Raw genomic sequence first — 26,993 nt, 5'->3', positions numbered from 1 at the left:
CACATCAAGCGTTGTCTAACCTACCAATCATTCTACGAGAACTTTAATCTTTAGAGAAAAAATTGAGTGCAGAATGTAGCAAAACTTTCGCGCATTCAGCAAATATTGAGACGGTTGCTTGGTGGCTTCGCCAAAGGCAGCGTTAAAAGCTGAATTGATCGATTTCATTGTCGATCGTAGAAAGAATGGGAAAGGCTTGTACGATCGCTGAACTGTAAAATCTTTTCAATCGATAGCGCCAACTCCTTTCATCCAGAAAGTGATTCAAAGAATGCAATTGAGATTGCTGATCTATGATGAGCAAGAGGAGATTTGCCAATGGATAAACTAACCCAATATCGAGAAATCGTCCAAACAATTCTGACTGAATACAGCGATCGACGTTCCGATGCAGAAGTCGATTCTCAATGTATCTTTGATACTCAACGAGATCACTACCAAGTTGTGAATGTGGGTTGGTCAAATCGCCGCCGGATCTACGGGTGTGTGATGCATCTTGATCTCAAAGATGAAAAAGTTTGGATTCAATACAATGGAACTGAGATCGACCTTGGGCAAGAACTCGTCGATCGAGGTGTACCCAAAACGGATATTGTTCTCGGGTTTCAATCGCCTTTTCGCCGTCAATTTACCGACTACGCTGTCAGCTAATCATCGCTTCAAAGTGTTGCTATAGATTCAGAGTTAAGCGATCACTTAACGATGTGTTGGAGTCGTCGATTTGATTAAATGATCGAGATCCTTTTGCATTTGCAGACGCACCTGCTGATAACACGCTTCCACATAAGCGTGATTGTTTGCAGCATCTCGTCCATATCGTTCAAATCGAATCGGAGCGCAAACTTGAGTATGAATCTGTATTGGAAAAGGAATGTTCGGCAGTGGGCCGATCGCTAAACCCCAAGGCAATCCCAGATAAATCGGAAACACGATCGGATCAATCCCAAACAGCCAAGGCATTCCCCAACGATGTAGTTGCTTCACGAGCGCATAGTAATCTTCGAGAACAATCAGCGTATCGTGAGCACCCCAAGAAATCGCAGGAACGATCGCCACCTTCTCCCGCAAAGCAAGCTTAATAAATGCTCGGTTCTCCTCCAAACAAATACGATCGCGTAATCGATGTGGACGAAAAACATCATACGGGCCACCCGGATAGACCAGCACATTCGCACCACTCCGCAAAGCCGCGATTGCCATCTTAGGATGAGCCTGAACCGCACCCACTTCAGCCGCTAATTTTGTCAAAGGTGGCGGTAATACGTTCCACATTTGCGGGTGCATCAATCCATAAATTCGGCGATCGTAGCCAAATCGTTGAAACCAGTCATACATCATCATGATCATGTCTGGTGCTGCCATGCCGCCATTGTGCGAACCGACAATCAAAACAGGTTCTTCAGTAGGAATCTGTTCCCAGCCGCTCGTCTGCACCCGAAAGTAATGCTCGTAGAACCATCCAAATATCGGGACGAGCGATTGAATGACTTGTGGATTGCGGAGATCTAATGACCATCCGGGTTCCCTAGACGAATGGGACTGTAAAACCATGTTGCTGATTACGACGGGTTGAGAAGCAAATATAATCCTAGAGAGCAGGATAAACCATTAGGTCGCTTGTAAGAAATTGAAACCTCAATTGGGATGAAACTACTTTTGATTCATGGGCTGTCTCGCAGCCCGTTTTCTCTACTCACTTTGGAACGGCGGTTACAACAAGCGGGATGGACAACAGAACAGTTTGCTTACGCGGCTGTTCTAGAATCCTATGATCAAATCGTGGAACGTCTGCGATCGCGGTTAGAGACGCTCGCAGATCGAGAACCTTACGGGATTGTCGCGCACTCGCTCGGCGGATTGTTAACGCGATCGGCATTGGGAAAAATCCGCTCAGCCTTGCCCAAACAGATTGTGATGCTCGGAACTCCCAATCGTCAGCCTCGGCTCGCAACCTTCGCCAATCAGATCCCTCTGTTTCAATGGTGGACAGGTCAGTGTGGCGCAAATCTCGCAGATCCAGCCTTTTTTGACAAATTGCCTCCGCTCACGTCGTCCTATACCATCATTGCCGGAACCAGCGGTCTTAGAGGAGCATGGAGTCCCTTTGGAACAGATGTGAACGATGGCATTGTGGCATTGAATGAAACCTATCTGTCGAGCCGCGATCGCGTGATTACTTTCCCGGTGTATCACACGTTTATGATGAACGATCAACGCATTCAAGAAACCGTGGTTCAAGCATTCGATGGGCGTGTATAACGATGCTTCACACCGGGAGGAAAATACTCTGGATCACCTGTTGTTTTTAGGGTGATTTGAGGAAGTTGATAGGCTTGAGGAACATAGTTCGCAAATTCACTATTCAGCCGTTGTAACTGCTGCAAAATTGCGATCGCGATCGCTTGCTGCTTCTCTTCACTTGCACTAACGTTGGGTGCTAACTCTACGACGATCGAGAAAATAGAATTACGATCGTCATCCTCTTTTACTTGCATGACAAACTTACCGGTGACCCAATCACAAATCGGAGATTGTTCGAGTCCGACACTGACATTTTCCGGATAGACATTTGCTCCAAAGTAAGACACAGTAAATGCCGATCGACCAAAAACATAGACAAATGGCAGGGGATGTATGCCTCGATCGCCTTGAAGTTCCTGGATCGGATCAAATCCCCGTGCTGCGAGAAACTCGATCATTTGATCATAGGTAAGCAATCCTCCACTATCTGCAATGTGGTAGCGAATCAGCGGCAGTCCACTATCGCCAGAAAACAACAATGTTCCATCTTGGACTTCAAAGAATCGGCTCAACGGATCATACTGAACTAAAGTCGGTAAACGAGATTCCCCAAACAATTCACGAGCAGCATCGGGATGGTCTGCTAGCCACCGACGAATACAAATACTCAAAGGCGTTTCATTTCCTAGCACACCTGCATCCGCAGTTCCATACAAGCTCGCAGAATCATAGTTAATATTCGTCGAGCCAATCCGTTGCCCAACCAGCGATCGCCAAGCTTCACTAAACACTTCTCCCGCCGATACCCATTTGATGTGATAGTTCTGCCAGGGAACTCCCTGAGCAATGCCACTATCAATCACATCTTTGAGAAAGGGCGGATATCCGAGTAAAACAACTTGCTCAAATTCTGGTGCTAGCGCTTCTAGTACTCGAAAAATCTCAGCCTTTTGATTGCCAGGAGTAATCACGGTGATTGGATAGCCTTTACTTGCAACATGCCGACAGCAGCTTGCAGTAAACATTCCTCCGACCCAAGTTCCTAGCGCAAAACATACGATCGCGAGTGTACGTTTCTGATCGGCTTGAAAGCTATCGTGAAAAATCTGTTCAAATCGAGTAGCAATTTGAAATTCATCTGAGAGCGATCGAGGAAAAAAGCTCGGCTGTCCAGTTGAGCCAGAAGAGACTGCAATCATATCACAAGCTTCTAACTTGCCATTGCGGCAAAGTTGAGCCAGTGAATAACGTTTGAGGTAAGAAGATTTAGTTGTGAGTGGAAGGGTCTGAAAATCAGCAAAAGTTTGAATCGATGCTGGATCGATGTTGTGTTCTTGCAAAAACGATCGATAAGCCGGGACATGAGCTGCAACCGTCTGAAACAGCCGAACAACCTCTGTTTCTGCTTCGCCTGGAGTCGAGCGAAGCCGATCGCTCAGCGGAGTTGTGAGAAAGGATTGAAGCGAGGAAAGCATTGATTGTGATGGTGAAGAGTCCATGGGTAAGATTGAATCGCTACTGTTGCTCAACATTGGAATGGGTCGATGAAAATAGACGCTCTGCCAAAAGATGAGCAATGAATTGGTGGAATGCAGCCGCTAGCTGAGGATGATTTTTCTGCATCGCTTGTAAGTTTTGTTTGGAAAGACAATATAGACTGCTTCCTTTATCTGCGATCGCGCTCACCAAGCGAACACTATCTTGATAAAACTCAACTTCTCCTAGCACCGTACCAGAACTCAAAGTCCGCACCCGTTTAGGTTCTCCAGAGGTAGACTGGCTCAAGAGGCTCATCTGACCATTCTCTAAAAAATACAGCGTGTCTGCTGCTGCTCCTGGGGTAAATAAGATGTGATTTTCTGGGATCTGAAGTGGCTCAAGATAGCTCATAAATTGCCGAGTCTCTTCCTTTGAAAGCATCAAAAGCTCTGGGATTTGCAGAGTCAGAGGCAGAAATCGCCTTCTTCTCAATTGAATTGCTTTGAGAATCTGTTCTTCGCACCACTCAATTCCTCGATCGAGGTCAGGAAATCGACGACAGATCGGATCATCTTCGACTTTCAAACAATCATTCTGAATGAATTGCCGCTCAAGTTCAGGCGGAAGATGCGTAAAGACTAAATGTAAATCTTGTTGCTGGGCAAAGCGGCGGAGTTTGACAAAGCTAGAAACAGCAGATGAATCCAATCCATTAATCAGGTGAAAATCAAATACGAGATAACGAATGGGCGTTTTCGCGCGTGCCAAGACATCTCGCACATGGTTGAGGAATGTATTCGATGTGCCAAAAAAGATATATCCGCGAAGACATAAGATATAAATTTGCTGCCCTTGCTGACGCAGAATTCGCTGTTGTTGAAACGATCTCTCAAAATTACTAGGGCGATTGTTGCCAAACATCTCAGAATGGATTAAAGGCGTACGGCTATAGTTCACAGCAAAGATGAGACAAGCAATCACAAGTCCAGCCCCGACTCCTTGCAGAAAACCTGATCCAGCAATAATCACCAAAATCAAGATAATCAGCGTGTACTCGATCGTCGGTAATCTCTTCCGAGCGTTGTAGAGCCATTCAATCAAGGAGTTGAGACCAATATAGAACAGGAGTCCTCCTAACAGTGGCTTCGGAACAAAGGCAATCACCTCAGTTCCTAAAAACAGAAATGCAGCGCAAAACAGGCTAGCAACGATGCCTGATAATCGACCAGTCGCCCCGGCAGAACGATTCAAAACACTGCGATTAAAAGACAGAAAGCCGACCATTCCGCCTCCAATTCCGGCTGCTAAGTTCGCAACGCCACAGGTTTTCAGTTCTCGATTGATATCAATGTCTTGTTGGCTGATGAGTTCTAATCCTGTAGCATTCAGCAGTGTTGAAAGTGCCAGGACGCACATCATTGCGAGCAGGCTGGGAATCTCCTTCCACAAAACCCGCCAATCAATCTGCAACACACTTGGCAATCCAGTAAAAGACTCCTGCTGGTTGATGCTGGACGCTGAAAATAACCAATCTTCAGCTCTTGCTTGTTCTAAAGAAATTCCCATACTTCCCAGCACGAGATAGGTCAGCACAAATCCTGCAAGCAAAAATGCAGGAACGACAAGATAGTGGTTATACCGACTAAGAACGAGTTTGAGCAGCAGCGCAAATCCCGCAGCAGATAGCCAATGAAGCAAATGGCTCAAGTGAAATAAGGCGCTAAAATTTTCAAATTCTAAAGCTATCCCAGTCGTGACAACAAATCCACCGCGAATGATCAGCCAACCCGCTCCAGCGAGGAATCCGCCAATCACAGGGTAAGGAATAAAGCGAACAAATTGTCCTAGCTGTAAATAGTTCAGTCCGATTAAGAAAATACCAGACACAATAGAACTGATCACCAGCATTGTCCAGACAGTTGGTAAAAGACTGGGTGCATTGCTTAACTGAGATGCAATTGCGCTTGCCATCAGGGCGAGAATGGCAGAGGTATTAGAATCTGGGCCTGCGATCGCGCAGGTAAAAGAACTCTTCAGCGCAACCGCAATCCCAACGATCGTGGCACTAATCAGAGCACTATAAATGCCAGCAGACAGATGAGTGCTCAGACTACCAGAGAAAATCAGCGCTGCGAAGGATAGACTATACGTAACACACACTAACCCAGAAATTAGCCCTGCCAGAATGTTGGGAAAAACAGGCGACTGGACGGAGCGGTTAAAGTATTTAGAAATCATCAGAGAAGCTTTGTCTTGAAAGTTCACGACAAACTGAGAGAAGGATCTGAACTTGATAGGCTCGTCAAGCCTTCCTGACGAATAGACTGTTGAGCGTCACAATCTATAAGGGTTTGAGCCATGAATACTAGTCTTCAACTGCTCTCTACTCTACAATTTGGTTGTCGTGGAAGGATCATAACATCATTATTTCCTCCAATTTACTACGGAATCGATCGGCTAACTTGAACTTAGTCAGGTGTCAACTGCTCGATTTCTAGCCCAATGCGAAAGAGGTCAAACAATGCTTTCGTCTTCAAAACAGGAAGCCAAGGGTACACCTGTGATTGCAAGTCTCACTGCTGGGCTGATTCTCGGGATCATCAAACAGCAATGCTTTCGTACTATCTGTTGAATGAAGCCGGATTGCTGGTTCTGGAATTGCCGAAAGTGATCTGGCAAAAAGTCTAAGAGAATAGGCAAAACTCAATCACTACGCACGAAAGCCTGGCGACTAATGGATAAAGTCGAGCTTAGGAACTTAGTACAAGTATATTTTCCTTGAATATAAACCCTACTAAAGTAAATCTGCTTTTAAAGGGTTTAATTGTATCTCAGGGAACAATTTGAATTTGTTCGCTGATGTTGTGTTTTCGACTTCAAACGCTCTTGATGTCGTTATGATCAGGGTTTGCAAGACTGAATCTTGAGAGAACCTGTGTTTGCATTGGTTAAAAAATGTAGTGAGGGCTTTGAACTCGTGAACTTATTTGATCAGCGTGATTCCGCCGCACCGCTTGCTGCAAGAATGCGTCCAAGAACGATCGATGAATTTGTTGGACAAACTGCGATCGTGGGTCAAGGACGCTTACTCCGTCGTGCAATTCAAGCTGATCAATTGTCATCGCTGATTTTTTACGGACCTCCTGGAACTGGAAAGACGACGCTTGCTCAAATTATTGCGAACACAACGCAAGCTCACTTTATTGCGATTAATGCTGTTCTTGCCGGGATTAAAGATATTCGCGATGCCATTGCAACTGCGCAAGAACGTCGCAAAAACTTCAATCAACGCACAATTTTGTTTGTCGATGAAGTTCACCGATTTAACAAAGCTCAGCAAGATGCATTGCTGCCTTGGGTTGAAAATGGAACAGTTATCCTCATCGGTGCAACAACCGAAAATCCCTATTTTGAGGTGAATAAAGCTTTAGTTAGTCGATCGCGTCTTTTTCAACTAAAACCGTTGAATTCAGAAGATTTAAAGCAAGTCGTTGAACAGACTCTTCACGATTCCGAGCGAGGATATGGAAACTTGAAGATTCAGATAGATGCCGATGCGATCGCTCATCTGGTTAACATTGCGAATGGCGATGCTCGATCATTGCTCAATGCTTTAGAGCTTGCAGTTGAAACTACCCCACCGAATCAGCAAGGTATCATTCACATCACGGTTGCCATTGCTGAAGAATCCATTCAGCAACGAGCCGTGCTTTACGACAAAGAAGGCGATGCCCATTTCGATACGATTAGTGCTTTCATTAAAAGCTTGCGCGGTTCTGATCCGGATGCTGCGCTGTATTGGTTAGCCCGAATGATTTATGCCGGAGAAGATCCGCGATTTATCTTGCGCCGTATGTTGATTTTAGCGAGTGAAGATGTGGGCTTAGCAGATCCGAATGCAGTTGTCACAGTCAATGCTTGTGCAGAGGCATTCGATCGAGTGGGAATGCCCGAAGGACGTTATCCCCTAGCTCAAGCAGCGCTCTATCTAGCAAACGCGCCAAAATCGAATAGCGTCATGGGTTTCTTTGATGCACTGTCAGCAGTAGAACGAGAACGCGAATCAGATGTCCCTCTGCATTTGAGAGATCCGAATCGAGATAAAGAAGGCTTTGGACATGGTGCGAACTATCTCTATCCACACTCATATCGCGAACATTGGGTCGCACAGCAATACTTACCCAGTAGCTTGCAAGGGCAAGTCTTTTATCAACCTTCAGATCAAGGCTTTGAAGCAACGATTCGAGATAAAGTCCAGCGCGATCGCGAAGCGCAACTCGCAGCTTTAGTTGAAGGAATCGGGGAAAGACTGACGACGAGTCCGAAGAATTCGAGCTTAGATCGATGGCTAGCTCGATCGCTGAGCCAAGTTGGAGAAAGATTGGGAACTGTACGCGATCGCATTTTTGCACTAGCACATCTTCAACGTCATCATCTCGTTCTCGATTTGAATGCAGGCAGTGGATTATTACTTTGGGAGGCAGTTCGCCAAGTTCCTGAAGGAGGAGTATATGGCCATGTAGGAACCGAAAAAGAGTTCGCAGCTCTTAATGAACAAATACAATCCTTACCCGAACTCTCTCGCCCGATTCTCGTTCAAGCGTTACCTCAACCTCTGAAGTTCGATCGCATCATCGGGCGCAATGCACTCTATGCGGAATCGGATAAAGTTAGCGCGATTGCAGCTTTGTCTGCATTACTTGAATCTCATGGTCAAATTGTTTTAGCAGAATCGATGCCAAGGGCTGCCCAACGGTTGTATCAACTTGCTGATCCACTCTGGTTGAAGCCGAAACTATACGATCGCTGGCAACAAGCCGAAGAAGCAATTTATCTGAATCCAGACGATCCAAAACTGAATTGGTCAATTGAAACGTTGCAAGCTAATTTTGAGCAAGCAGGGTTTGAGGTTGAAGTGCAGACTGAGCAGACCCAAACTGAAGTGTATTTATCGCGATCGCTTTTCGATCGCTGGTTCACATCCGGTTCTGATCAACTCACCTATGCTGAACACTTAGCGCAATCCTTGAAGCCTGCGGAAGTAGCGCAGATTCAACAGCTTTTCTCAACTCGCTTGCTCAATCAAACGGTGAAGTGGAAAAGCAGCACTTTATGGCTGCAAGCGAAAAAGCGCCCTTAATGTGAGTTTGATAGAATCAGAGCGAAAGTAAAAGCAATGGAATTCGCGATGCTCTCTACTCCTCAACCTTCCACTGTTTCACTCGCGGGCTGTCTGCGGGAAGTGCATCATCTCGCGTTGAACGTCAAAGATTTACAAGTCGCGCGGCATTTTTATGGCACGGTTTTAGGACTGCACGAACTGACCGGGGCAGAAGTGCCTGAGACGTTAAAGGCGGAAGTGGAAGCAGGAAAAATTGCCAATTTCAAAACCCCCGACGGAACGATTATCGATTTATTTTGGGAGCCAGAACTATCGCCACCCGATTCTGACCCGAAACAGCAATTTACTCGAATGAATCATTTTGCATTTGATATTGCGCCCGAATTATTCGATCGAGCCGTTGAAGTGCTCCATCATTACAACGTGCTCATCGATCACGGACCTGTTTCTCGCCCAACCGGACGCGGAATTTATTTTTACGATCCCGATGGATTTATGTTAGAAATTCGCTGCGATCGCCAACCGTAACTCGCTCAACTCAAATCCCCAACATTCTCTGGTAACTTCACCGTTACCCCGAACTTATCTGCTAAAAATCGTGCATCCTCAACAAAGGCATCAGCCCTTCCCGTTTGCTGAATCGCAGGCAATGCCGTCCCCAACAACGCTAAAAAATACGCCTTAATCCGCTGTGGCTTTCGACGGTATGCCACTTTCATCTCATTCTGCAAATCTTCTAGATACACACAAGCAATCTCCGCACGATCGCTCGGCAACGCCTCCACAATCGGCTGAACTCGGTCTAACGCCTGAATAATCAACTCCATCTCATTCGATGCGGTCGGAGCTACGGTCTGCTCGATCGTCTGCACTACTGCATCTGGAGCCACCTTGACCAGTGCCGCCTTGCCTTTGTCGGTTAAATACGCGCGTACCACTTGAAACTCGCGTGTCGCATTATCGTAAACCTTCGCCACCTTGAGATAGCCATCTTCAGCCAGCGTATCCAAGTAATAGCGAATCATCTGCATCGAAGACCCGATCTCATCTGCAATCCCCTCGCCTGTTGTATGTCCGGCATCAATAATCGACAAGATTCGCTGCTGCTTCTCGTTCAATAACATAGAGGGGTCTATTCTAAGAAAGGTTTACACTTTAGCAAATTTTAAGTCGCTCTCCTCCTTGTGTTTGCAAACTTTTAGAAGCTCGCGAAAAAGTGCGGAGATTCACTAAACTTAAATAGATTTGTCATCGACAGAGTTCAGGAGGACTTGTGCGCTTGTTCACGACCGTTGCGGGATTGCGGTGCTATCTAAAATCGGTACAGAAAAAACAGCCCGTGGCGACGGATTCAGCAGAATCGACGATCGGGTTCGTCCCCACAATGGGTGCACTCCACACCGGGCATCTGAGCTTAATTGAGCGCGCACGTCAAGAAAATCAAATCGTTGTTGTCAGCATTTTCGTCAATCCATTGCAGTTTGGCGTGAACGAAGACTTTGGACGGTATCCTCGAACTCTGGAGCGAGATCGTGCCTTGTGCGAACAAGCCGGAGTCGATGTCATATTTGCGCCCACCGTCGCTGAAATGGCGACAGTTCCCCCGATCCAAACTCGGGTTCAACCTCCCGCTGAAATGATGTCCGGTTTATGTGGGGTCGTGCGTCCTGGACACTTTGAAGGGGTAGCGACAATTGTGACAAAATTCTTTAATTTAGTTCAGCCCGATCGCGCTTATTTTGGTCAGAAAGATGCCCAACAGCTTGCCATTCTTCAACAAGTCGTTCGAGATTTGAATCTGCCCGTTACGATCGTGCCTTGCCCGATTGTCCGCGAACCAAGCGGTTTAGCGCTGAGTTCCCGGAACCAATATCTTAGTGATGAAGAAAGAATAAAGGCAAGCGCGCTTTATCGAGGATTGTCACAAGCTGAAAAACTATTTCGATCTGGGGAGCGTGTAAGTGCTACCTTAGTGCAGGCAGTTAAACAGGAACTCGAAAAAGTCCCGTCACTGCAACCGGAGTATATCGAACTTGTAGATCCGATGACGCTGAAATCTTTAGACACCGTAACTGATGAGGGCTTGCTTGCATTGGCGGCGCGCCTAGGTTCGACCCGCCTGATCGACAACACAATCTTGCGCGATCGTCGTCCTATTATTGCGATCGATGGACCAGCAGGTGCAGGCAAATCGACCGTAGCACGCAGCGTAGCGAAACAATTGGGACTGTTTTATCTCGATACAGGCGCAATGTATCGGGCGTTAACCTGGTTTGTACTCGAAGCTGGAGTCGATTTGCGCGATGAGCCAGCCGTTGCTGAGTTGGCGCATCAGTGTGAGATCGATTTTCAAACCGATACGGCAATTCCAGTTGTATTGGTGAATGGACAGGATGTAACCCAAGCAATTCGGACTCCGGAAGTGACGGCGCATGTTTCGACGATCGCGGCGCAGGCAGCCGTGCGTGAGGCATTGGTCAAACAGCAGCAAAGTTATGGTCGGCGCGGCGGCATCGTAGTAGATGGGCGTGACATCGGAACGCATGTTTTTCCAGATGCAGAAGTCAAAATTTATCTGACAGCTTCAATTCAGGAACGGGCGCGACGCAGACAGCTTGATCTCAAAAGTATGGGTCAACCTGCGGCGAATCTCGCAGATTTAGAGCAGGCGATTTTTGAGCGCGATCGCAAAGATAGCACTCGCACAATTTCACCTTTGAGAAAGGCATCAGATGCGATCGAGATTCAATCCGATGCAATGAGTGTAGCGGATGTGCTGAATACGATCGTCAGCCTGTATCAAGAGAAAACTGCTTCTCTCAGCTTAGACTCCTTAGAAATCTAATGTTAGAAATCTAATGGCATTCCCTCTACTTTCTCTGCCGCAGAATTTGCCAGACAAAGTAGAGGGAATTTTTTGCAGAATGATTCTGAATCTTCTATGCTCGAACAAACTACGGGCGCAAACCTGTTTTACACTTAGCGTCTCTTCGTCTCGTTAACTTTCAGCAATTTCGGGAACTTTCAGCGATTTCGGGATTCCCATCCTCCGGTGACTGCATTATTCCTCGTCTCACGCGCTACCATGAATAAACCGCCACTTTAGGCAATTGTTTCAGGCAAGCTGCTATGGAATCACCGATTAAGGCTGTTCAGTCCTCGACTTACTATGGCGATGCGTCTTATCGCACGCCCCCTCCAGACCTCGCATCTCTGATGCTGAAAGAGCGCATTGTATATCTCGGTGGACCTCTGCACTCGATCGATGAATATCGCAGAAACCCCAACCAAGATTACACTCGTCTGATCATCGCACAGCTCTTATATCTGCAATTCGACGATCCCGAAAAACCGATTTTCTTCTATATCAATTCCACCGGAACCTCGTGGCAAGGAGAAACGATTGGGTTTGAAACCGAAGCGTTTGCAGTCTGTGACACGATTAATTACATCAAACCTCCCGTTCACACGATCTGCATCGGTCAAGCAGTCGGAACGGCGGCAATGATTCTCTCTGCCGGAACCAAAGGCTTCCGAGCTAGTCTTCCTCATGCCACGATCGTGCTCAATCAACCCAAATCGGGCACACGCGGACAAGCGACAGATATTCAAATTCGAGCAAAAGAAGTCCTCGACAACCGCGCGGCAATCCTGGACATTCTTTCTAAGAACACCGGACAGTCGATCGAGAAAATCATCAAAGACACCGATCGCACCTTCTATCTAACTCCGCAAGAAGCCAAAGAATATGGGCTAATCGATCGGGTTCTCGAAAGCACCAAGGAATTACCCAAACCTGTTGCTGCCTTGACATAATTCGAGGAATAGGGGAATGGGGAGAATTTAAACGGATTCCCCACTCCCCCACTCCCCACTCCCCACCTTCTACTTCTTTTGCCCTATGCAAGTTCCTTACCGCCTCCCCGGCAGTCAAATGGTGCAGTGGGTGGACATTTACACCCGCATGGCATTCGAGCGAATCATTTTCCTCGATGACGAAATCGACGACAACAACGCCAATGGGATCGTTGCACTCTTGCTGTATCTCAATTCAGAAGACGCAACCAAACCCATTTATCTCTACATCAACTCTCCTGGTGAAGCCTTTGGAGGAGTCTCGTCGCTCGCGGCGAGTATGGCAATCTACGACACGATGCAATACATCAAAGCACCCGTTCATACGATTTGTATGGGAATGGCAGCGAGTAGCGCCGTCTTGTTATTGTCGTCCGGTACAAAAGGCTCAAGACTGAGTTTGCCGAACGCTGAAATTGTGCTGTCTCCGCAATACGGGCGATCGCGCGGTCAAGCCACAGACATTCAAGTGGATGCGAAAAAGGTACTTGCCGATCGCGCAACGTTCCTCGAAATTCTCTCGATGAATACGGGGCAATCAGTTGAGAAACTGACCAAAGATCTCGATCGCAGATTCTACCTCACTGCTCAAGAGGCAAAAGACTACGGACTCATCGATCGAGTTCTGGAAAGCCCCAAAGAGTTACCCAAGCAAATTCCCGCTTTAGTTTAATTACACAAGAGACTGTCCTATGCCAATTGGAACTCCCAAAGTCCCGTATCGTTTGCCAGGTAGCTCCTATGAGCAATGGATCGATATCTATCAGCGCTTAAGCTTAGAGCGCATCATTTTCTTGAGCCAAGACGTAGATGACAATATCGCTAACCAAATCGTAGCGATCATGCTCTACCTCGACTCTGAAGATCCGACGAAACCGATTCAGTTGTATATCAATTCCCCCGGTGGCTCTGTCACAGCAGGGATGGCGATCTACGACACCATGCAGCACATCAAATCTGAAGTGATCACCATTTGTGTGGGTCTAGCAGCCTCAATGGGTGCATTCTTACTTGCCGCTGGCAGCAAAGGCAAACGGGTTGCACTACCGCACACCCGGATCATGATTCACCAGCCGTTAGGGGGAACCGGTCGTCAGCAAGCAACCGACATCGAAATCGAAGCGAGAGAAATCATTCGGATGCGTCGGCAACTGAATGAAATGCTGGCTGAGCGTACAGGTCAACCGCTGGAGAAGATTGAGCGGGATACCGATCGCGATTATTTCATGTCTGCTGCTGAAGCAAAAGAATATGGATTAATCGATCGCGTGATCGAAACCGTTTAATGATGATTTGCAGTGTGCTCTAGCAAATTTTGTTCGCTAGAGTGAATGATTCAGCACGATTCGTCAAATCTGCGATACACCAAATACAAAAACAAGTGGCAGAATGCAAATAGTTCTGCCCTTTTTTGTATTCATGAACATTGCTGATTCTTATCGACTCTTAGGATTGAGGGCAGGAGCGACCTACGAAGACATCAAAACTGCTTATCGTCGGCTCGCCCGTCAACTGCATCCTGATCTGAATCCAAATGACGATCGCGCAAAAGAACGCTTCATCCGCATCACTGAGGCATATCAATTTTTGCTGAGCATTCTGCCTGCTGAAGTGTCACCCCAAGATCCCCCTGTTGCAGCAGAACCCGCAGAAATCAAAGTCAAAGTTCATAAAGTCGCACAGAATCCCGATGCGCCAGAACTCTCATTGGTCGATCGCCATCTTCTACAGTCGTCCTATGAGCAACTGCAAGACTTATTCAAACAAAAGAAATTCCCGCGCGCAATTGCTTTAGCAGAAGGATTAGCGCAACGCTTTCCTGATCACCCCGATGTTCGACAATGGCAAGCGATCACTTATCACCGTTGGGGACAACATCTGATTCAAGATCGCGATTATGAAAAAGCCCGGAATTATTTGAAAAAGGCGCTCCGTACTGATCCCCACAATCGCAGACTTTGGGCAGAAATCGAACAAGACTTTCGTCGTCTTGAAGAAAAAATTTATCGACGGCGCTAGCTGCAATTCAGCCAAAAAACGTACTCCGAGGCGCGTATTTTGGTATAGGATGAATGTAGAAGGCTACATTGAGCAAGCTTGCTCTGCGTAGTTTCATATAAATTTTCGACTTTATATAACTCGTTGCCAAGACTTTCACATTTAACAGATTGGCAGTAAAGGTAGATAAAAACTTCACGGTTCTTCAATCATTTCTGACTCGGTTTTTAGAAGTAACCAAACGTTCCCAGGTGCGATTGCTGAATGATCGGTATGTTGATCCATTTGAAAGCAACGGGGTTTTCTGAGTGATTGCGATGTCTCCTCGTCCGGTTGGGCGCAATTGGAACACGGTCAGCTTCCCATCGACGCTGTATCTGATTCCGATTTTGGATCTTCTCCTCTCAAAAGTTCCTAGCCGCTGGCGGGCTGAGGTGCGGTTAGGACTCCAAGAAGCTCTTGTCAATGCCGCAAAACACGGGAATTGCCTTGATCCTGGCAAAAAAGTTCTAATTCAGTTTTCAATGGTCGCTGATGAGTATTGGTGGATCATTTCAGATCAGGGATGCGGTTTTGATGCTCCGGTCTGCTGTTGTGAAGAAGAAGTTGAAGGTCAACTCCCTTGCTACGAAGGTGAATCAGGGCGGGGATTGTATATCTTATATCAGGTTTTTGACCAAGTTGAATGGAACGAAGAAGGAACGGAATTGCGACTCTGTAAGCAAATTCGGAATTCTGCTCGCTTGCCTTTAGTAGTTTAGTACTAATGTTCTTTTACGTCAATTGAATTCTGTCAGAAATAACTCTTTAGGCCTTTTGATCTGGGTTCTTTAGCATTCCTAGAATTGTCTGTACGTTTCGACTTCTGCAATGTAGACGAGTCATTGCGGTATTTTTTTGCTATCTTGGCAGAGCAGATTGCCCGATCGCGGATTATTTAAGTGCAATGAAAACGAAACGGTTAGAGCTATTTTTGTTGGCAGGTTGTTCGTGTCTGATTACATTGTTGACCCAACCGATTGCGAGTGCGATCGCATCTCCTCCAACGTTGCCCCATCTTCAAGCACCGAGACCTGTAGCAGGAGCATTCTGCGGGATCAAGGAAAAAAAACTTCAGGCACAGACAACACTCAACTAGACGCTAAGTTTAGAGGCTAAGTTGATAGGATCCTAAAGGATGTAGGCATTTGCATCAATCTTAAGTAAGATCTTATCAAGGATGCCTACCCGATCATCCTTGCCTGAAAATTGATTGAGTGAGGTTTGAGATGTTAGAGAAGCTTCTCCAGGCGATCGCCATCACAGTACTCTTAGCACTGCTCGCTGGGATTGGTATGCCTAAACCTAAAGAAACATCTAGCCCACTCTTTCATGCTCTCTTCTCATTTCCGATGCGAGAATGGGGATCGATCAATTGATTTTGCACATTACGACTCGCGATCGCGCCGAAATTGCACAGCGAACCGGAGTTTATCGCGCTGATTCTTTGGATACGGAAGGGTTTATTCACTGTTCAACTCAGGATCAGGTGATTTGGGTTGCCAATCAGTTTTACGCAGGACAGCGTGACCTCGTTTTACTCTGCATTGATCCTCAAAAGGTGAATTCAGAGATTCGATATGAAGCAGTTGAAGGCGTTGGAACTTTTCCGCATATCTATGGTGAATTGAATGCAGATGCGATCGTCAAAATTCTCGACTTTCCACCCCATGCAGATGGGACATTTTTGCTTCCAAATAATCTGTAACTAAAAATCCGAAGTGGTTAGGTTTTGTTAAGATTTTAAAACTTGCCTAACCCTGGAGTTTTTTATGTTGCGCCTCGAACACGTTAGTAAGATCTATCCCACTGGCGAAGTCCTAAAAGACATTAACTGGGAAGTCAAACCGGGCGATCGCATTGGGCTAGTCGGTGTGAATGGCGCAGGCAAATCGACGCAGCTCAAAATCATTGCAGGCGAAATTGAACCCACCGATGGTGAAGTGATTCGTCCTGCGAGTCTGCACATAGCCTATTTGACGCAAGAATTTGAAGTCGATCCCACGCGCACTGTCCGGGAAGAATTTTGGCGTGCCTTCAAAGAGGCAAACGAGGTGCATGAAGCGCTATCTAAAGTGCATGTGGCGATGGAATCCGCAACGCCAGAAGAGTTAGACAAGTTGCTGAACAAAATGGATCGGCTGCAGCGGCAATTCGAGGCGATGGATGGGTATGGGCTAGAAACTCGGATTGAGAAAATTTTGCCTGAAATGGGATTTGATTCTGATGATGGCGATCGTTTGGTCAGCGCTTTCAGTGGCGGCTGGCAGATGCGGATGAGTTTGGGCAAGATTCTCCTTCAATCGCCTGATCTCTTACTCCTTGACGAGCCGACGAACCATTTGGACTTAGAAACGATCGAATGGTTAGAAAACTATCTCAAAGACCTTTCTACTCCAATGGTGATTGTGTCTCACGACCGAGAATTTCTTGATCGACTCTGCACCCAAATTGTGGAAACTGAGCGCGGTGTATCGACCACGTATCTCGGCAATTACTCCGCTTACTTGCAGCAGAAGCAGGAACAGCGAGACGCACAAATGAGCGCATTTGAGCGGCAGCAGAAAGAACTGGAGAAACAACAGGCATTTGTCGATCGCTTCCGTGCCAGTGCGACTCGAAGCACGCAGGCAAAGAGCCGCGAAAAACAACTCGATAAAATTGAGCGGATCGAAGCGCCCGATTCTGATGTGAGAACGCTGCATTTTCGATTCCCGCCCGCACCCCGAAGCGGACGCGAAGTGGTGATCATTGAAGATCTCACGCATATGTATGGCGACAAAATTCTGTTCTTAGGCGCAGAGTTGCTGATTGAACGTGGGGATCATATTGCCATTCTCGGACCCAACGGAGCTGGAAAATCAACCCTGCTGCACCTCATGACCGGAAGTGAACAGGCAGTCGAAGGCACCATTAAGTTAGGGGATCACAACGTGATTCCCAGTTATTTTGAGCAAAATCAGGCGGAAGCACTGGATTTGAATAAAACCGTCGCCGATACAATTCACGATGAAGTCCCAGATTGGAAAAATGAGGAAGTTCGCACACATTTAGGGCGATTTCTGTTTAGTGGTGATACCGTTTTCAAGAAGGTAGAATCGCTCAGCGGAGGAGAAAAAGCGCGGTTGGCATTAGCAAAAATGCTGCTTCAACCCGCTAATTTGCTGATTCTGGATGAGCCAACGAATCATTTAGATATTCCTGCCAAAGAAATGTTAGAAGAAGCGATTCAAAATTACGATGGCAGTGTCGTCATCGTGTCGCACGATCGCTACTTTATCTCTCGAACTGCCAACAAAATCGTCGAGATTCGAGACGGCGAACTCCGCTTGTACCGGGGAGATTACCACTACTACCTGGATAAAATCGCTGAGGAGAAAGAGAAAGCCAGATTAACCGCGATCGAGGCTGAAAAAGAAGCGAAAGCTGCCGAAAAACGCGCGAAGCAGAAAGAAAAAGAAAAAACGAAAAAAGCTCAAAGAAGCGCGTAATTTCCAGAAAAAACCGCTAAGATTCAAAGCATTAGAATTCGAGAAAACGATTTGTGATCAATCTTTGACTTGATCGCAAATCGTTGATTCTTCTGAGTAGTTTTCCTAGCAAGATTTAAGAAGTAAATCAACTTGTTAAGAAATTGTTAACAAAAGAGCGAAGTTGATTTTTATATGCAGGGAAAACGCGAAGGATTACTGAGCAATGCTATGATTTGCGGAGAATATTTCAGTGAAAGGGCAGAAAAATATGGGGCAAGCGCCTGTTTCTCCTGTGGTGCTTATTATTCTGGATGGCTGGGGCTACCGCGATAGTCGCGATGGCAACGCGATCGCGCAGGCGAAGACTCCGGTGATGGATAGTCTGTGGGCAGCGTATCCGCACACGTTAATTCGGACTTCTGGTCGAGATGTCGGATTACCCGATGGGCAAATGGGCAATTCAGAAGTCGGACACCTGAACATCGGGGCAGGGCGCGTCGTCCCTCAAGAATTGGTGCGGATTTCTGATGCAGTCGAGACTGGAACGCTGTCACAGAATCCAAAGTTAGTCGAAGTTTGTCAAACTGTGCAGCATCGGAAGACGAAGTTGCATCTAGTTGGGTTATGTTCGACGGGTGGCGTTCATTCTCACATTTCTCACTTGGTTGGATTGCTCAACTTAGCGAAGTCACAAGGGCTGGAAGAAGTTTATATTCATGCGATCACGGACGGTCGCGATACGCCTCCAAAGGCTGCAATTCAAGAAATCCAGCACTTGCAAGCTGAAATCGACCGCGTCGGGATTGGCAAGATTGTCACCATTAGCGGTCGCTATTACGCGATGGATCGCGATCGCCGTTGGGATCGCGTTGAAAAGGCTTATCGGACGATGACCCAACCCGGAGAGGGAACGGGACAAAATGCGATCGACGTGCTGAAACAGTCTTACGAAGCAGGCGTGACCGATGAGTTTGTTGAGCCGACTCGACTGGTTGCGGGAGCGATTGAACCTGGCGACGGCATTATTTTCTTTAACTTCCGTCCGGATCGCGCCCGGCAATTGACGCAGGTGTTTGTTGATCCTGCGTTTAACGGATTTGAGAGAACCCTGATCTCTCCGCTGGCATTTGTGACGTTTACCCAATACGATCCCTCGCTTTCGGTCAAGGTCGCCTTTGAGGCGCAAAACTTCAACAACATCTTAGGCGAGGTGATCTCTCGTCACGGATTGCGGCAACTGCGCACGGCTGAAACTGAGAAATATGCTCACGTGACTTACTTTTTCAACGGGGGGCTAGAGGAGCCTTTCCCAGGAGAAGATCGCGAGTTAGTTCCGAGTCCAATGGTACTGACTTACGACAAAAAGCCTGCGATGTCGGCGGAAAAAGTCACAGCAGGCGCGATCGCGGCTGTGGAAAAGCGTATCTATTCCATGATTGTGATTAACTATGCCAACCCGGATATGGTGGGGCATACGGGACAAATGGATGCGACGGTAGAAGCGCTAGAAACCGTCGATCGATGTTTGGGGCAATTGCTGGAATCGATTAATCGAGCAGGTGGAACAGCCCTAATCACAGCCGATCACGGCAATGCAGAGGTAATGTGGGATGAAAACCACAATCCTTGGACAGCGCATACGACGAATCCGGTTCCTTTCATTTTGGTGGAAGGAGAGGGCTTAAAGATTCCGGGGCATGGAACTGAAGTTTCTTTGCGAGATGACGGAAGGTTGGCGGATATTGCGCCGACAATTTTGGATATCTTGAAGTTACCGATCCCGGAAGAGATGACAGGGCGATCGCTGATCGAGAAGGCGGAGTTTGATGTGAGAGCAAATCGCACACCTGTTAAGATTGCGCGCTAGGTAATTTTCGAGAGTCATGTTTGAACTGTCCCCTAGGTGAAAATTTGCCTGGGGGATTTTTTGTGCAAGGGAAAAGAGTGTGGGTCGATTTGTTGTGCAGCACAATCAATCTGATAGAGAAAGTGGGGAGTGGGGAGTGGGGAGAATCCAGACTCAGAGGACTGACTTTAAAAGAAAAAGATAGAAGCTGGTAATGCTTCTATCTCCTCTCAAATCTGATGATCTCAATCAAACTGATATTTCTGCTGCAACTCCTCCAATGGAAGTTAAGAATGCCAAAAGTTTTGAGGTTGTTCCAGCGGCGAGCAAAGCTAACTTCACTTGAGCTTTTGCTAGTTCTGCACTTGCAAATAGAGTTGAGCCACCTTGATCAAACAAGCCCGCGACCCAGATGAACGAATCTGGTAACTGCCGTTCGCGAACATCATGATTGCTCGATCGACGTGCATCATCGATCACAATACTGTACGCGACCGTTTGCAAGAGGAAATGGCTCGGATAGAGGACAGTTTCTAATCCAGCATTCGCTTTCTTGACTGCATCCACGCTTTTCGCACCTTTGACTTTTGCCAGAATTGCTGCTGAAGCTCCTTTCATCGCAATCCAACCTGAAATCGCAATCATCGACCACTGCAACGCTTCGACTGCTGTTCGCAAACCTGCTGGCAAACTAGAGATATCCCGGCGACCCATGATTTCTGCTGCAAGCCCAATTCCGCCAAAAGCAGAAGCGAGTCCAAGTGCGACTTCGGGTGGAAAAGCAGGTTCTTCTTCTGAAGCTGCTGAGGCACTTTGATAAAGCGAGATCGCTGATTTCGCGAATGCACCAACGAGTGTGCCAATCCAAGCATATCGCTTGATGTCTGCAACACCAGACTGTACGGTCATGGGAGTGTTAAACGGCAGAATCAACTTCTCTCCTTTCTTGAGTGGAGCTTCTTGGAAAAACACCTTGTAGCTGAGTGTGCCGGGGATCGCGAATAGTAACATCAAGGCATCAATTAACCGGAATGAAGTATCGACTTTCACACCCGGAAGCACCAGATTGACCAACTTCTCAATGAAGGGAAAGCGCACTTTGAGAAATAAAGTATCTCGAAGGACTCCGATGATATCTTTCATCAATTCGAGCGATCGCATTAGCAGATCTCGCAATGTCCGTAACAAGCCAGACAATGCTTCTGCACCGACTGCAATTAAGACATTCCGAATCAATTGAAAATTCAAGTCTTTGCCTGTTGGGATCTGATGGTTAAACAGTGCAGACAAGTCAGCTTCAATCTGCTGCCAGCACGCGAATAGATTGTCCGCTGTATCTGAAAATAGTCCTTTGATAAAAGATTCCGCAGCTTCGGTTGCTTCAGTTATAGGATTTGGACTTTCGATACTGATAATTTGCGAGCCAATATCTTTGATACGCTCATTGATCCAAGCAACTACACTGTTGCCAGTCGCTCGATCAATCAATGTTTGAATCGGAGCTGTGATCGATTGCAAGTCATCCAAAATACTTGCACCAGGAGCGATAAGCGCTAGCTTTTTCGGTGGTACTCCTGCTTCTGTCCGCCAATCTTCGATTTGATTCAATGCTACGTCAAACCCTTTATCGACATGAGTTTTGAGTGTAGAAATCGAAGCTTGAAAATAGCGGAGCGCATCATCTGTTGCCTCGACCATCGCATCGCGCACGTACAGAATATCATTCCAGTCAAAGAGAAGCTTCAGGTGTTCCCAAACCCACTCAGCTTTAATTTTTACTTGTTCCCAAAGCCATTTGAAGAAAGACCCGACTTCTTCTAAGGTTTTGATAGCAAATCGCTTAATTTTGTCTCCCAGTTGGCAAATAAACTCATAGGCTTCTCCAGCTTTTTGGATCACAAACACTGCGCCTTCGTAGATAAGGTCGCCCACTCCCTCAAAGAAATCTGCGATCGTATCTCCTAAGTTCGTAAAAAATTCGCCTGCACTCTTGGATTTGACAAGCCGATCGACATCACTCTGCAACGCTGCCTTTAAGCCTTTAGCTGTAGCGATGATCCCCCACTGATACCCTTGTGGTACGGTGTCCAATCGTAATTCAGAACTGTAAGCTGCATTGGGTTCGACGAGCCGGACTCCTGGAGCAACAGTGGTGGTTGAATCGGTGAGCTTTGCAACTTGATTTAATGCAGCTGTGATTGCATCGACTTGAGTCCGATTAGTTCCGGTGCGGAAGCTTTCGGGTAACAATGGAAATGTGCCTTCCGGGGTTGTGAAAGTTGCGGATCTCAAGTCATCCGCAGTCATCGTTTTGAATCGTTGATGCACACTTGCAGCAGGATTAACTTCGATCGCGGTTTCAATCGATTCGACTGAGAAACGATAAATCGCAGGAGTCAGCGATCGCACTGCATCAAATATGCTCACAGCGCCATTGGCATCCGTTTCCGTCTCGATTGACACATTAGGACTGAGAAAGACGGTTTCATTGTTCATCACTACGCTACACAGTACGGATGCTGAAACAGTTACTTTGCGATTCGGTTGGGGTGTTCCTACTGCATCAAGCACTCGAAGTGAAGTGCCATAGCAGGGAATCCGAGTTAGCTCACCCGCATCTACAACGAGAATCGGAGTTTCTTGCCAAACGCCCGTTCCTGCATCTTGCCAAAGATAGCTAGCACGACTATTCGTGTAAACAATCAATAGCGAAGTTGTTGCATAGTCATCTCCTTGGATCGGTGCAATCTCTTGTACATCCGTGCGCAGGCGTAACGGCGCACTCCAGCCATTCGTCGATCGCTTTACAATGTTCAAGTCACCATTTTGTAGCAATGTCCAAACTGCGATCGTTCCGTCTGCATTATCTCCGATGACTAAATCTTCAACATTTGGTGCTAATTCTACGGGCACAATTGCTTCAACTTTTGCTTTCGCGGCTTGATCCTGCTCATCGGCTGAGATGAACTGAGTGCCTTGTCCTGCAATGTAGAGATCGCTAGCACCGTCGCGAGTCACAGTTGATTCGAGAACCGTTGCTCCTGCTGGACAAGGTAAAACAACTACAGGTGGAGTCGATACAATCTGTCCTGTCTTGTCATAGGTTGGGAATGGACGGAAAGAAAGCACACGCTTCCCTCCACTTGTTCCGAGGACATGCAAGCCACCTCCAAAGACAGGATGTACTCCAACTTCAAAGTCAAAGATTTCTTGCAAAGTCACGGCTGGATTGAAGACAAAAGCTTGATTAAACTTCTGTCCTGGTCTTAACAAGTAAACGGCTTCATTTGCACCTTGATTTCCTGCTAGGACAATTGTCCAGTGATTGCCATCATCCAAGACGCGAATTGCAGCGAGTCGCATCATGGCGCGAGTTCCACAATCAATCCAAGGAATGTTATCCCAATCGGTATGTTGGCTGCTGAGATCATAAGCAACAAAGACGCGGCTGAGCGAAGGTTGAACAGAATCACTGACGGCAACAGCGATCGTAATGCGATCGTCATCTGTCCAGGCAGCACCCAAAGCATGAACTTGAGAATTTCCGAAAGCACGATTGAGATCAAATCGTTTCCAGCCTGAGCTATCTTGGCGAACGAGCGAGAATTGGTTGCGATTGCCGATCGTTAGCACCATTGGCGTAAGAACAGTAGAACGTCGATCAGGAATCGCAACGACTCGGCGTTGGAAGCGTCCTTGTTGTTGTGGATCAGCGAGATCTTCTCGTCCAAAGGTGCGAGCAGATGCCATGTAATCGATGATATCGGTTGAAACTGTGAAGCGGGTGGATTGTCCTTGCTGGTCGAGAGTGGAAAAGCTAGTAACGTTTGGAGTGTTCATGATTTTATGTTGAAAAAATGAAGTGGATCAGGGATCTGAGATCAAACAGATCCCACATTGCAAGTAGAACTAAGGAGCTTGATAGATTACATCCATGAGCAGATCGCCCGTTTGATCGGAGAAGTGGAGATTCTGAAACGTAAATACACCGCCGCCCGGAGGAATGAATTGATGCTTCGAGAGATCAATATCAATTCGAGACAGCACGCCCTGGAGAACTTGGCTGATTTGATTGACTCGATCTTGTGCAGCATTCCCCAGTTCTGTTTCCATATCTTTGATCCCGAAAAGCTTTTGAAAAGCTTTCGTCACTTCTGCAAAACCGTCCGTATCACCTGAAATCTGAATGGGTGAAAATTGAGGCTCATTGAGATCAGGGTGAATACTAAACTCAGTTCCAATTCCCTGAGCTGTGAGTGTAATGGCAGCATTGAAAGTTCGAGTACCTGAGCCATTGACTGATAAACTCGGCAATCCATCTTTATTGACGAGAGTTGGCAGGGTGCGTTCACGATAAGTCCGAGAACTAGAAATACTACCAGAGATGTTCAAGGTGTTTGTGCCTGGAACTAGCGTAATACTCACGGCATAACTATCACTGGAATCGAGAATCCGTTGGACGATGTCTTTGCGTCGATCGCTTCTAGAATCCGACTTGGAGTAAGTCCGAGTATTCCCGTTGACCATTGGAGAAAAGCCAAACTGTTGAGTAAACAGAGGAATTAAATATTCATCAAAAAACTTCTCTTTGCGAATCGCCATCACGCCGGAAATCGTCGAGGTTTGACCATTGATTTGATCAGGGCGAATCCAATCATCTTTGAGATTAATGCGTGCTCCATTACGATCGCTCGGCAGAGCACGATCCGAGAACATCCCTAAATAGCTCAAAGTACTTGCTTCCGGAGCGATCTCATTCGGATCGACATGGAAGATAAAGTCGGTCATCGCAAACGTTGGCGTTGCTTGTTCACGGTTTCGTCGCACCACCGTTCCGAGCATAAATTCGCCCATCTCGCCTTGCAGCAATAGATTCAGAGATTCAAGTGCTTTCGTTTTTGCAGCTTGTGGAACTTCCGCAGGGATCTGAATCTGTTGTCCGCCAGAAAGTAGGAGATCAACAGTTGTAAACTTTAGGAATAAATATTCGATCGAGAAAACGGATTCGGGTAGACCCGACTTTGAGATTGTTTCACTTGCAAGATTTTTAGCATCGGGATCAATCGCTGCTAAGGTTTTGAGATCGACAGGTTTCTTATCGAGATCGACTACAACACCAATGCTCCAATCTTCGATCGGATAGGTAGCTTTATCTTCTGCTTCTTCATCGTAGTAAGTTACTACTCCTGATTGTAGATGCAGAGTAACATTGACTTGACCCAATTTGCCGTTCGGAACATTAAAATCAATGGTAATGGGTGCCAGTTTTGTACGAATGCCGTAAGTTGCAGGAACTTGTTGACCATTTTTATTCAGTTTAAATTTAGGAAGAACAATTTCACTTTCAATGTTTTTGCGGCGTACCCATGCTTTCCAAGCGTATTGAAGCTGAGTGTTGATTGCTTGTTGCGTCAAGGCTAATGCCATATCAAAATCAGTGAGGGCATTTTTACTATCACCCCGTTTTGCTACGCTCCGAACTTCATTTGCGCGTAGAATAGCTCTGTTTTTTAGAAACATGTTGCGGTTCCTCGGATAGGTTTGTGGTGTCTTGTTGAAGACCCTTTTACGATATGGGAACTGCTTAGGTCAGTCGATAATGGAAAGTTATGGAAAGTTATGGAGTTGAAAATAGAGTGCTGAATTGTGGTTTTTAATGAGATGAGAGTGGTTTCAGAGAGGTGCTTATGCAATCATCGAATCTCATCAGTGTGGCTGTGATCGATACAGGTGTTGATCCTGAGCGAGTGAATGCTGCTCACTTGCTGACCGGATTAAATTTGAGTGATGAAGGCGATCGCAATGAAACCATCGACTATGGAACGCACGGAACCGCGATCGCTCAAACGATTCTACAAATCGCGCCAGAAGTACGGATTGTTCCGATTAAAATCGTGAATCGGCAAGGGATTCTTCGCAATCTAGAAGCTATGTCGATCGCATTTGAATGGATTCTCGAACATCACGATCGACTAAATATTCGAGTCGTATGTGCTGCGATCGCAGATATAACCTGTTCTGAATCCGATGAGTACTATGCTGAGCATCCTTTGCGTCCTTTGATTGCTCAGCTCCGAGATTCACAAGTTGCAACGGTTGCAGCAGCCGGAAATGGGTATGCACACCATCATCGGCAAGGCATGGCATTTCCAGCAATTTTGCGAGAAGTGATCAGTGTTGGAGCGATCGCACAAACACCAGCCGGATTGCAACTCGCAAACCATTCACAACGGCTACATCCTAGTACTGGAACAGGGTGCCATACCACATTTTTTGTGGAGCCAGGTGCGCCCGGAGACACGAGCGGAGCCGCCGCAACTGTTGCGGGTCGTCTTGCAAAACTAGCTCAGCCTCAAACAACCGTCGATGAATGGATTGATCAGTTAGAACAGTCTTGTCAAATTGTGCTTGATGAGGATGGATTAGAGTGGGAAAATCATTTAGCTTGCTGCAAACAATGCTGATGCGATGAGTGCTGCAATCGTCCGAATATGGTTCCAGAATGTCCAATTCGTCAAATATCTTGCCCAGAGATTCGCGCCTTCGGTACTCTCGGGTTTGACAACTGCTAATGCATCATTTAGCGGAACATTGAATACGATCGTCACTCCGACTGTACCCATGAGATAAAGTAAACTGCCTGCTAGAAGAAATGCCGTGTGCGGTTGATGCCAGTTGAGCAATGCAGCGATCGCGAGCAGTAGACAAACTGCTGCTGTACCGAAGATCGCAAACATAAAGAACGGATTAATCGCTTTGATGTTGATGGATTGCATGGCTGCAATACCTTGAGCAGGTTGCAGGCTCTCCAGAGCAGGCATCACAAAGGTTGAAAACGCAAAGAAAACACCCCCAACTAATCCACAGCCAAGGGCAGCAAAAAGCTTGAATGAAAACAGCGACGAATTGAGCAATGTCATCATGTGCCTATGACAGCAGT

The 26,993-nt window shown here is 46.7% G+C and carries 23 protein-coding genes; 16 read left to right on the top strand and 7 right to left on the bottom strand.

Going from position 1 to position 26,993, the window contains the following annotated elements; all coding sequences use genetic code 11:
- The first annotated feature begins 318 nt into the window (after positions 1-318).
- Positions 319-651 carry a XisI protein gene (locus tag OU814_RS07420; RefSeq protein WP_268181616.1) on the top strand — a complete coding sequence of 111 codons (333 nt, stop codon included), beginning with the start codon at positions 319-321 and terminating at the stop codon, positions 649-651.
- Between the two features lie 45 nt (positions 652-696).
- Here the strand turns inward: OU814_RS07420 and OU814_RS07415 are convergent, their stop codons facing one another.
- Entirely contained in the window at positions 697-1,551 is an 855-nt protein-coding gene (locus OU814_RS07415) for a lysophospholipid acyltransferase family protein (RefSeq protein ID WP_268181614.1), read from the bottom strand.
- A 93-nt stretch (positions 1,552-1,644) separates the two neighbouring features.
- On the opposite strand from OU814_RS07415, the gene OU814_RS07410 reads away from it, so the two are divergent.
- The gene (locus OU814_RS07410) at positions 1,645-2,259 is read left to right on the top strand and encodes an esterase/lipase family protein (protein WP_268181612.1); all 615 of its coding nucleotides are present in this window, start codon (positions 1,645-1,647) and stop codon (positions 2,257-2,259) included.
- Here the strand turns inward: OU814_RS07410 and OU814_RS07405 are convergent.
- On the bottom strand, positions 2,235-3,716 hold the full coding sequence (locus OU814_RS07405) for a phenylacetate--CoA ligase family protein (RefSeq protein WP_268181610.1): 1,482 nt from the start codon (positions 3,714-3,716) through the stop codon (positions 2,235-2,237). The genes OU814_RS07410 and OU814_RS07405 overlap by 25 nt on opposite strands.
- Positions 3,717-3,756: 40 nt before the next feature.
- Positions 3,757-5,958: a SulP family inorganic anion transporter gene (locus OU814_RS07400; protein ID WP_242045070.1), complete on the bottom strand. Its 2,202-nt coding sequence runs from the start codon at positions 5,956-5,958 to the stop codon at positions 3,757-3,759.
- Between the two features lie 739 nt (positions 5,959-6,697).
- On the opposite strand from OU814_RS07400, the gene OU814_RS07395 reads away from it, so the two are divergent.
- Together OU814_RS07395 and OU814_RS07390 are read left to right on the top strand one after the other, a co-directional pair.
- Positions 6,698-8,860: an AAA family ATPase gene (locus OU814_RS07395; RefSeq protein ID WP_268181606.1), complete on the top strand. Its 2,163-nt coding sequence runs from the start codon at positions 6,698-6,700 to the stop codon at positions 8,858-8,860.
- Between the two features lie 36 nt (positions 8,861-8,896).
- A complete protein-coding gene (locus OU814_RS07390; RefSeq protein WP_242044346.1) occupies positions 8,897-9,370 on the top strand; it encodes a VOC family protein in 474 nt (157 codons plus the stop codon).
- A gap of 5 nt (positions 9,371-9,375) precedes the next feature.
- Here OU814_RS07390 and OU814_RS07385 read toward each other — a convergent pair whose 3' ends face one another.
- The gene (locus OU814_RS07385) at positions 9,376-9,966 is read right to left on the bottom strand and encodes a transcriptional regulator (protein WP_017289598.1); all 591 of its coding nucleotides are present in this window, start codon (positions 9,964-9,966) and stop codon (positions 9,376-9,378) included.
- Between the two features lie 149 nt (positions 9,967-10,115).
- Between OU814_RS07385 and OU814_RS07380 the strand changes: the two genes are divergently transcribed.
- The 11 genes from OU814_RS07380 to gpmI all read left to right on the top strand — a co-directional run bounded on the left by OU814_RS07380 (position 10,116) and on the right by gpmI (position 20,074).
- The gene (locus OU814_RS07380) at positions 10,116-11,687 is read left to right on the top strand and encodes a bifunctional pantoate--beta-alanine ligase/(d)CMP kinase (protein ID WP_017289599.1); all 1,572 of its coding nucleotides are present in this window, start codon (positions 10,116-10,118) and stop codon (positions 11,685-11,687) included.
- Between the two features lie 284 nt (positions 11,688-11,971).
- Positions 11,972-12,658: an ATP-dependent Clp protease proteolytic subunit gene (locus OU814_RS07375; protein WP_017289600.1), complete on the top strand. Its 687-nt coding sequence runs from the start codon at positions 11,972-11,974 to the stop codon at positions 12,656-12,658.
- Between the two features lie 85 nt (positions 12,659-12,743).
- Positions 12,744-13,370, top strand: a complete 627-nt coding sequence (locus OU814_RS07370; protein ID WP_036044782.1) for an ATP-dependent Clp protease proteolytic subunit — start codon at positions 12,744-12,746, stop codon at positions 13,368-13,370.
- Positions 13,371-13,389: 19 nt separating this feature from the next.
- Complete coding sequence (locus tag OU814_RS07365; protein ID WP_017289602.1) at positions 13,390-13,983, top strand: ATP-dependent Clp protease proteolytic subunit; 594 nt, start codon at positions 13,390-13,392, stop codon at positions 13,981-13,983.
- 133 nt (positions 13,984-14,116) lie between these two features.
- Positions 14,117-14,716 carry a J domain-containing protein gene (locus tag OU814_RS07360; protein WP_190650535.1) on the top strand — a complete coding sequence of 200 codons (600 nt, stop codon included), beginning with the start codon at positions 14,117-14,119 and terminating at the stop codon, positions 14,714-14,716.
- A 296-nt stretch (positions 14,717-15,012) separates the two neighbouring features.
- On the top strand, positions 15,013-15,456 hold the full coding sequence (locus tag OU814_RS07355) for an ATP-binding protein (RefSeq protein ID WP_017289605.1): 444 nt from the start codon (positions 15,013-15,015) through the stop codon (positions 15,454-15,456).
- A gap of 185 nt (positions 15,457-15,641) precedes the next feature.
- Positions 15,642-15,833, top strand: coding sequence for a hypothetical protein (locus OU814_RS07350; RefSeq protein WP_017289606.1), 192 nt, complete (start codon positions 15,642-15,644; stop codon positions 15,831-15,833).
- Positions 15,834-15,963: 130 nt separating this feature from the next.
- Entirely contained in the window at positions 15,964-16,113 is a 150-nt protein-coding gene (locus tag OU814_RS07345; protein ID WP_017289607.1) for a hypothetical protein, read from the top strand.
- Positions 16,095-16,442, top strand: coding sequence for a DUF952 domain-containing protein (locus tag OU814_RS07340; protein ID WP_017289608.1), 348 nt, complete (start codon positions 16,095-16,097; stop codon positions 16,440-16,442). The genes OU814_RS07345 and OU814_RS07340 overlap by 19 nt, the downstream gene beginning before the upstream one ends.
- A 64-nt stretch (positions 16,443-16,506) precedes the next feature.
- On the top strand, positions 16,507-18,225 hold the full coding sequence (locus tag OU814_RS07335; protein ID WP_017289609.1) for an ABC-F family ATP-binding cassette domain-containing protein: 1,719 nt from the start codon (positions 16,507-16,509) through the stop codon (positions 18,223-18,225).
- Positions 18,226-18,457: 232 nt separating this feature from the next.
- Positions 18,458-20,074, top strand: coding sequence for a 2,3-bisphosphoglycerate-independent phosphoglycerate mutase (gene gpmI / locus OU814_RS07330; RefSeq protein WP_442786140.1), 1,617 nt, complete (start codon positions 18,458-18,460; stop codon positions 20,072-20,074).
- Positions 20,075-20,302: 228 nt separating this feature from the next.
- Here the strand turns inward: gpmI and OU814_RS07325 are convergent, their stop codons facing one another.
- Together OU814_RS07325 and OU814_RS07320 are read right to left on the bottom strand one after the other, a co-directional pair.
- Positions 20,303-23,893 (bottom strand): hypothetical protein, encoded by a 3,591-nt coding sequence (locus OU814_RS07325; RefSeq protein WP_268181599.1) that lies wholly within the window; start codon positions 23,891-23,893, stop codon positions 20,303-20,305.
- 69 nt (positions 23,894-23,962) lie between these two features.
- On the bottom strand, positions 23,963-25,573 hold the full coding sequence (locus OU814_RS07320; RefSeq protein ID WP_268181597.1) for a hypothetical protein: 1,611 nt from the start codon (positions 25,571-25,573) through the stop codon (positions 23,963-23,965).
- A 167-nt stretch (positions 25,574-25,740) separates the two neighbouring features.
- On the opposite strand from OU814_RS07320, the gene OU814_RS07315 reads away from it, so the two are divergent.
- A complete protein-coding gene (locus OU814_RS07315) occupies positions 25,741-26,517 on the top strand; it encodes a S8 family serine peptidase (RefSeq protein ID WP_268181595.1) in 777 nt (258 codons plus the stop codon).
- Here OU814_RS07315 and OU814_RS07310 read toward each other — a convergent pair.
- Entirely contained in the window at positions 26,494-26,976 is a 483-nt protein-coding gene (locus tag OU814_RS07310; protein WP_326498289.1) for an anthrone oxygenase family protein, read from the bottom strand. The two genes, OU814_RS07315 and OU814_RS07310, sit on opposite strands and share 24 nt — an antisense overlap.
- Between the last annotated feature and the right edge of the window lie 17 nt (positions 26,977-26,993).

The sequence above is a fragment of the Leptolyngbya sp. GGD genome (assembly GCF_026735145.1).
Taxonomy (GTDB): Bacteria; Cyanobacteriota; Cyanobacteriia; order Leptolyngbyales; family Leptolyngbyaceae; genus Leptolyngbya; species Leptolyngbya boryana.
This window is presented reverse-complemented; position numbering and strand designations above follow the sequence as displayed.

Excerpts from the sequence above, each read along its gene's own strand:
- OU814_RS07420 (WP_268181616.1), top strand. The coding sequence starts at position 319 with ATGGATAAACTAACCCAATATCGAGAAATCGTCCAAACAATTCTGACT.
- OU814_RS07415 (WP_268181614.1), bottom strand. The coding sequence starts at position 1,551 with ATGGTTTTACAGTCCCATTCGTCTAGGGAACCCGGATGGTCATTAGAT.
- OU814_RS07410 (WP_268181612.1), top strand. The coding sequence starts at position 1,645 with ATGAAACTACTTTTGATTCATGGGCTGTCTCGCAGCCCGTTTTCTCTA.
- OU814_RS07405 (WP_268181610.1), bottom strand. The coding sequence starts at position 3,716 with ATGCTTTCCTCGCTTCAATCCTTTCTCACAACTCCGCTGAGCGATCGG.
- OU814_RS07400 (WP_242045070.1), bottom strand. The coding sequence starts at position 5,958 with ATGATTTCTAAATACTTTAACCGCTCCGTCCAGTCGCCTGTTTTTCCC.
- OU814_RS07390 (WP_242044346.1), top strand. The coding sequence starts at position 8,897 with ATGGAATTCGCGATGCTCTCTACTCCTCAACCTTCCACTGTTTCACTC.
- OU814_RS07385 (WP_017289598.1), bottom strand. The coding sequence starts at position 9,966 with ATGTTATTGAACGAGAAGCAGCAGCGAATCTTGTCGATTATTGATGCC.
- OU814_RS07375 (WP_017289600.1), top strand. The coding sequence starts at position 11,972 with ATGGAATCACCGATTAAGGCTGTTCAGTCCTCGACTTACTATGGCGAT.
- OU814_RS07370 (WP_036044782.1), top strand. The coding sequence starts at position 12,744 with ATGCAAGTTCCTTACCGCCTCCCCGGCAGTCAAATGGTGCAGTGGGTG.
- OU814_RS07365 (WP_017289602.1), top strand. The coding sequence starts at position 13,390 with ATGCCAATTGGAACTCCCAAAGTCCCGTATCGTTTGCCAGGTAGCTCC.
- OU814_RS07360 (WP_190650535.1), top strand. The coding sequence starts at position 14,117 with ATGAACATTGCTGATTCTTATCGACTCTTAGGATTGAGGGCAGGAGCG.
- OU814_RS07355 (WP_017289605.1), top strand. The coding sequence starts at position 15,013 with ATGTCTCCTCGTCCGGTTGGGCGCAATTGGAACACGGTCAGCTTCCCA.
- OU814_RS07350 (WP_017289606.1), top strand. The coding sequence starts at position 15,642 with ATGAAAACGAAACGGTTAGAGCTATTTTTGTTGGCAGGTTGTTCGTGT.
- OU814_RS07345 (WP_017289607.1), top strand. The coding sequence starts at position 15,964 with ATGTTAGAGAAGCTTCTCCAGGCGATCGCCATCACAGTACTCTTAGCA.
- OU814_RS07340 (WP_017289608.1), top strand. The coding sequence starts at position 16,095 with ATGGGGATCGATCAATTGATTTTGCACATTACGACTCGCGATCGCGCC.
- OU814_RS07335 (WP_017289609.1), top strand. The coding sequence starts at position 16,507 with ATGTTGCGCCTCGAACACGTTAGTAAGATCTATCCCACTGGCGAAGTC.
- OU814_RS07325 (WP_268181599.1), bottom strand. The coding sequence starts at position 23,893 with ATGAACACTCCAAACGTTACTAGCTTTTCCACTCTCGACCAGCAAGGA.
- OU814_RS07320 (WP_268181597.1), bottom strand. The coding sequence starts at position 25,573 with ATGTTTCTAAAAAACAGAGCTATTCTACGCGCAAATGAAGTTCGGAGC.
- OU814_RS07315 (WP_268181595.1), top strand. The coding sequence starts at position 25,741 with ATGCAATCATCGAATCTCATCAGTGTGGCTGTGATCGATACAGGTGTT.
- OU814_RS07310 (WP_326498289.1), bottom strand. The coding sequence starts at position 26,976 with ATGATGACATTGCTCAATTCGTCGCTGTTTTCATTCAAGCTTTTTGCT.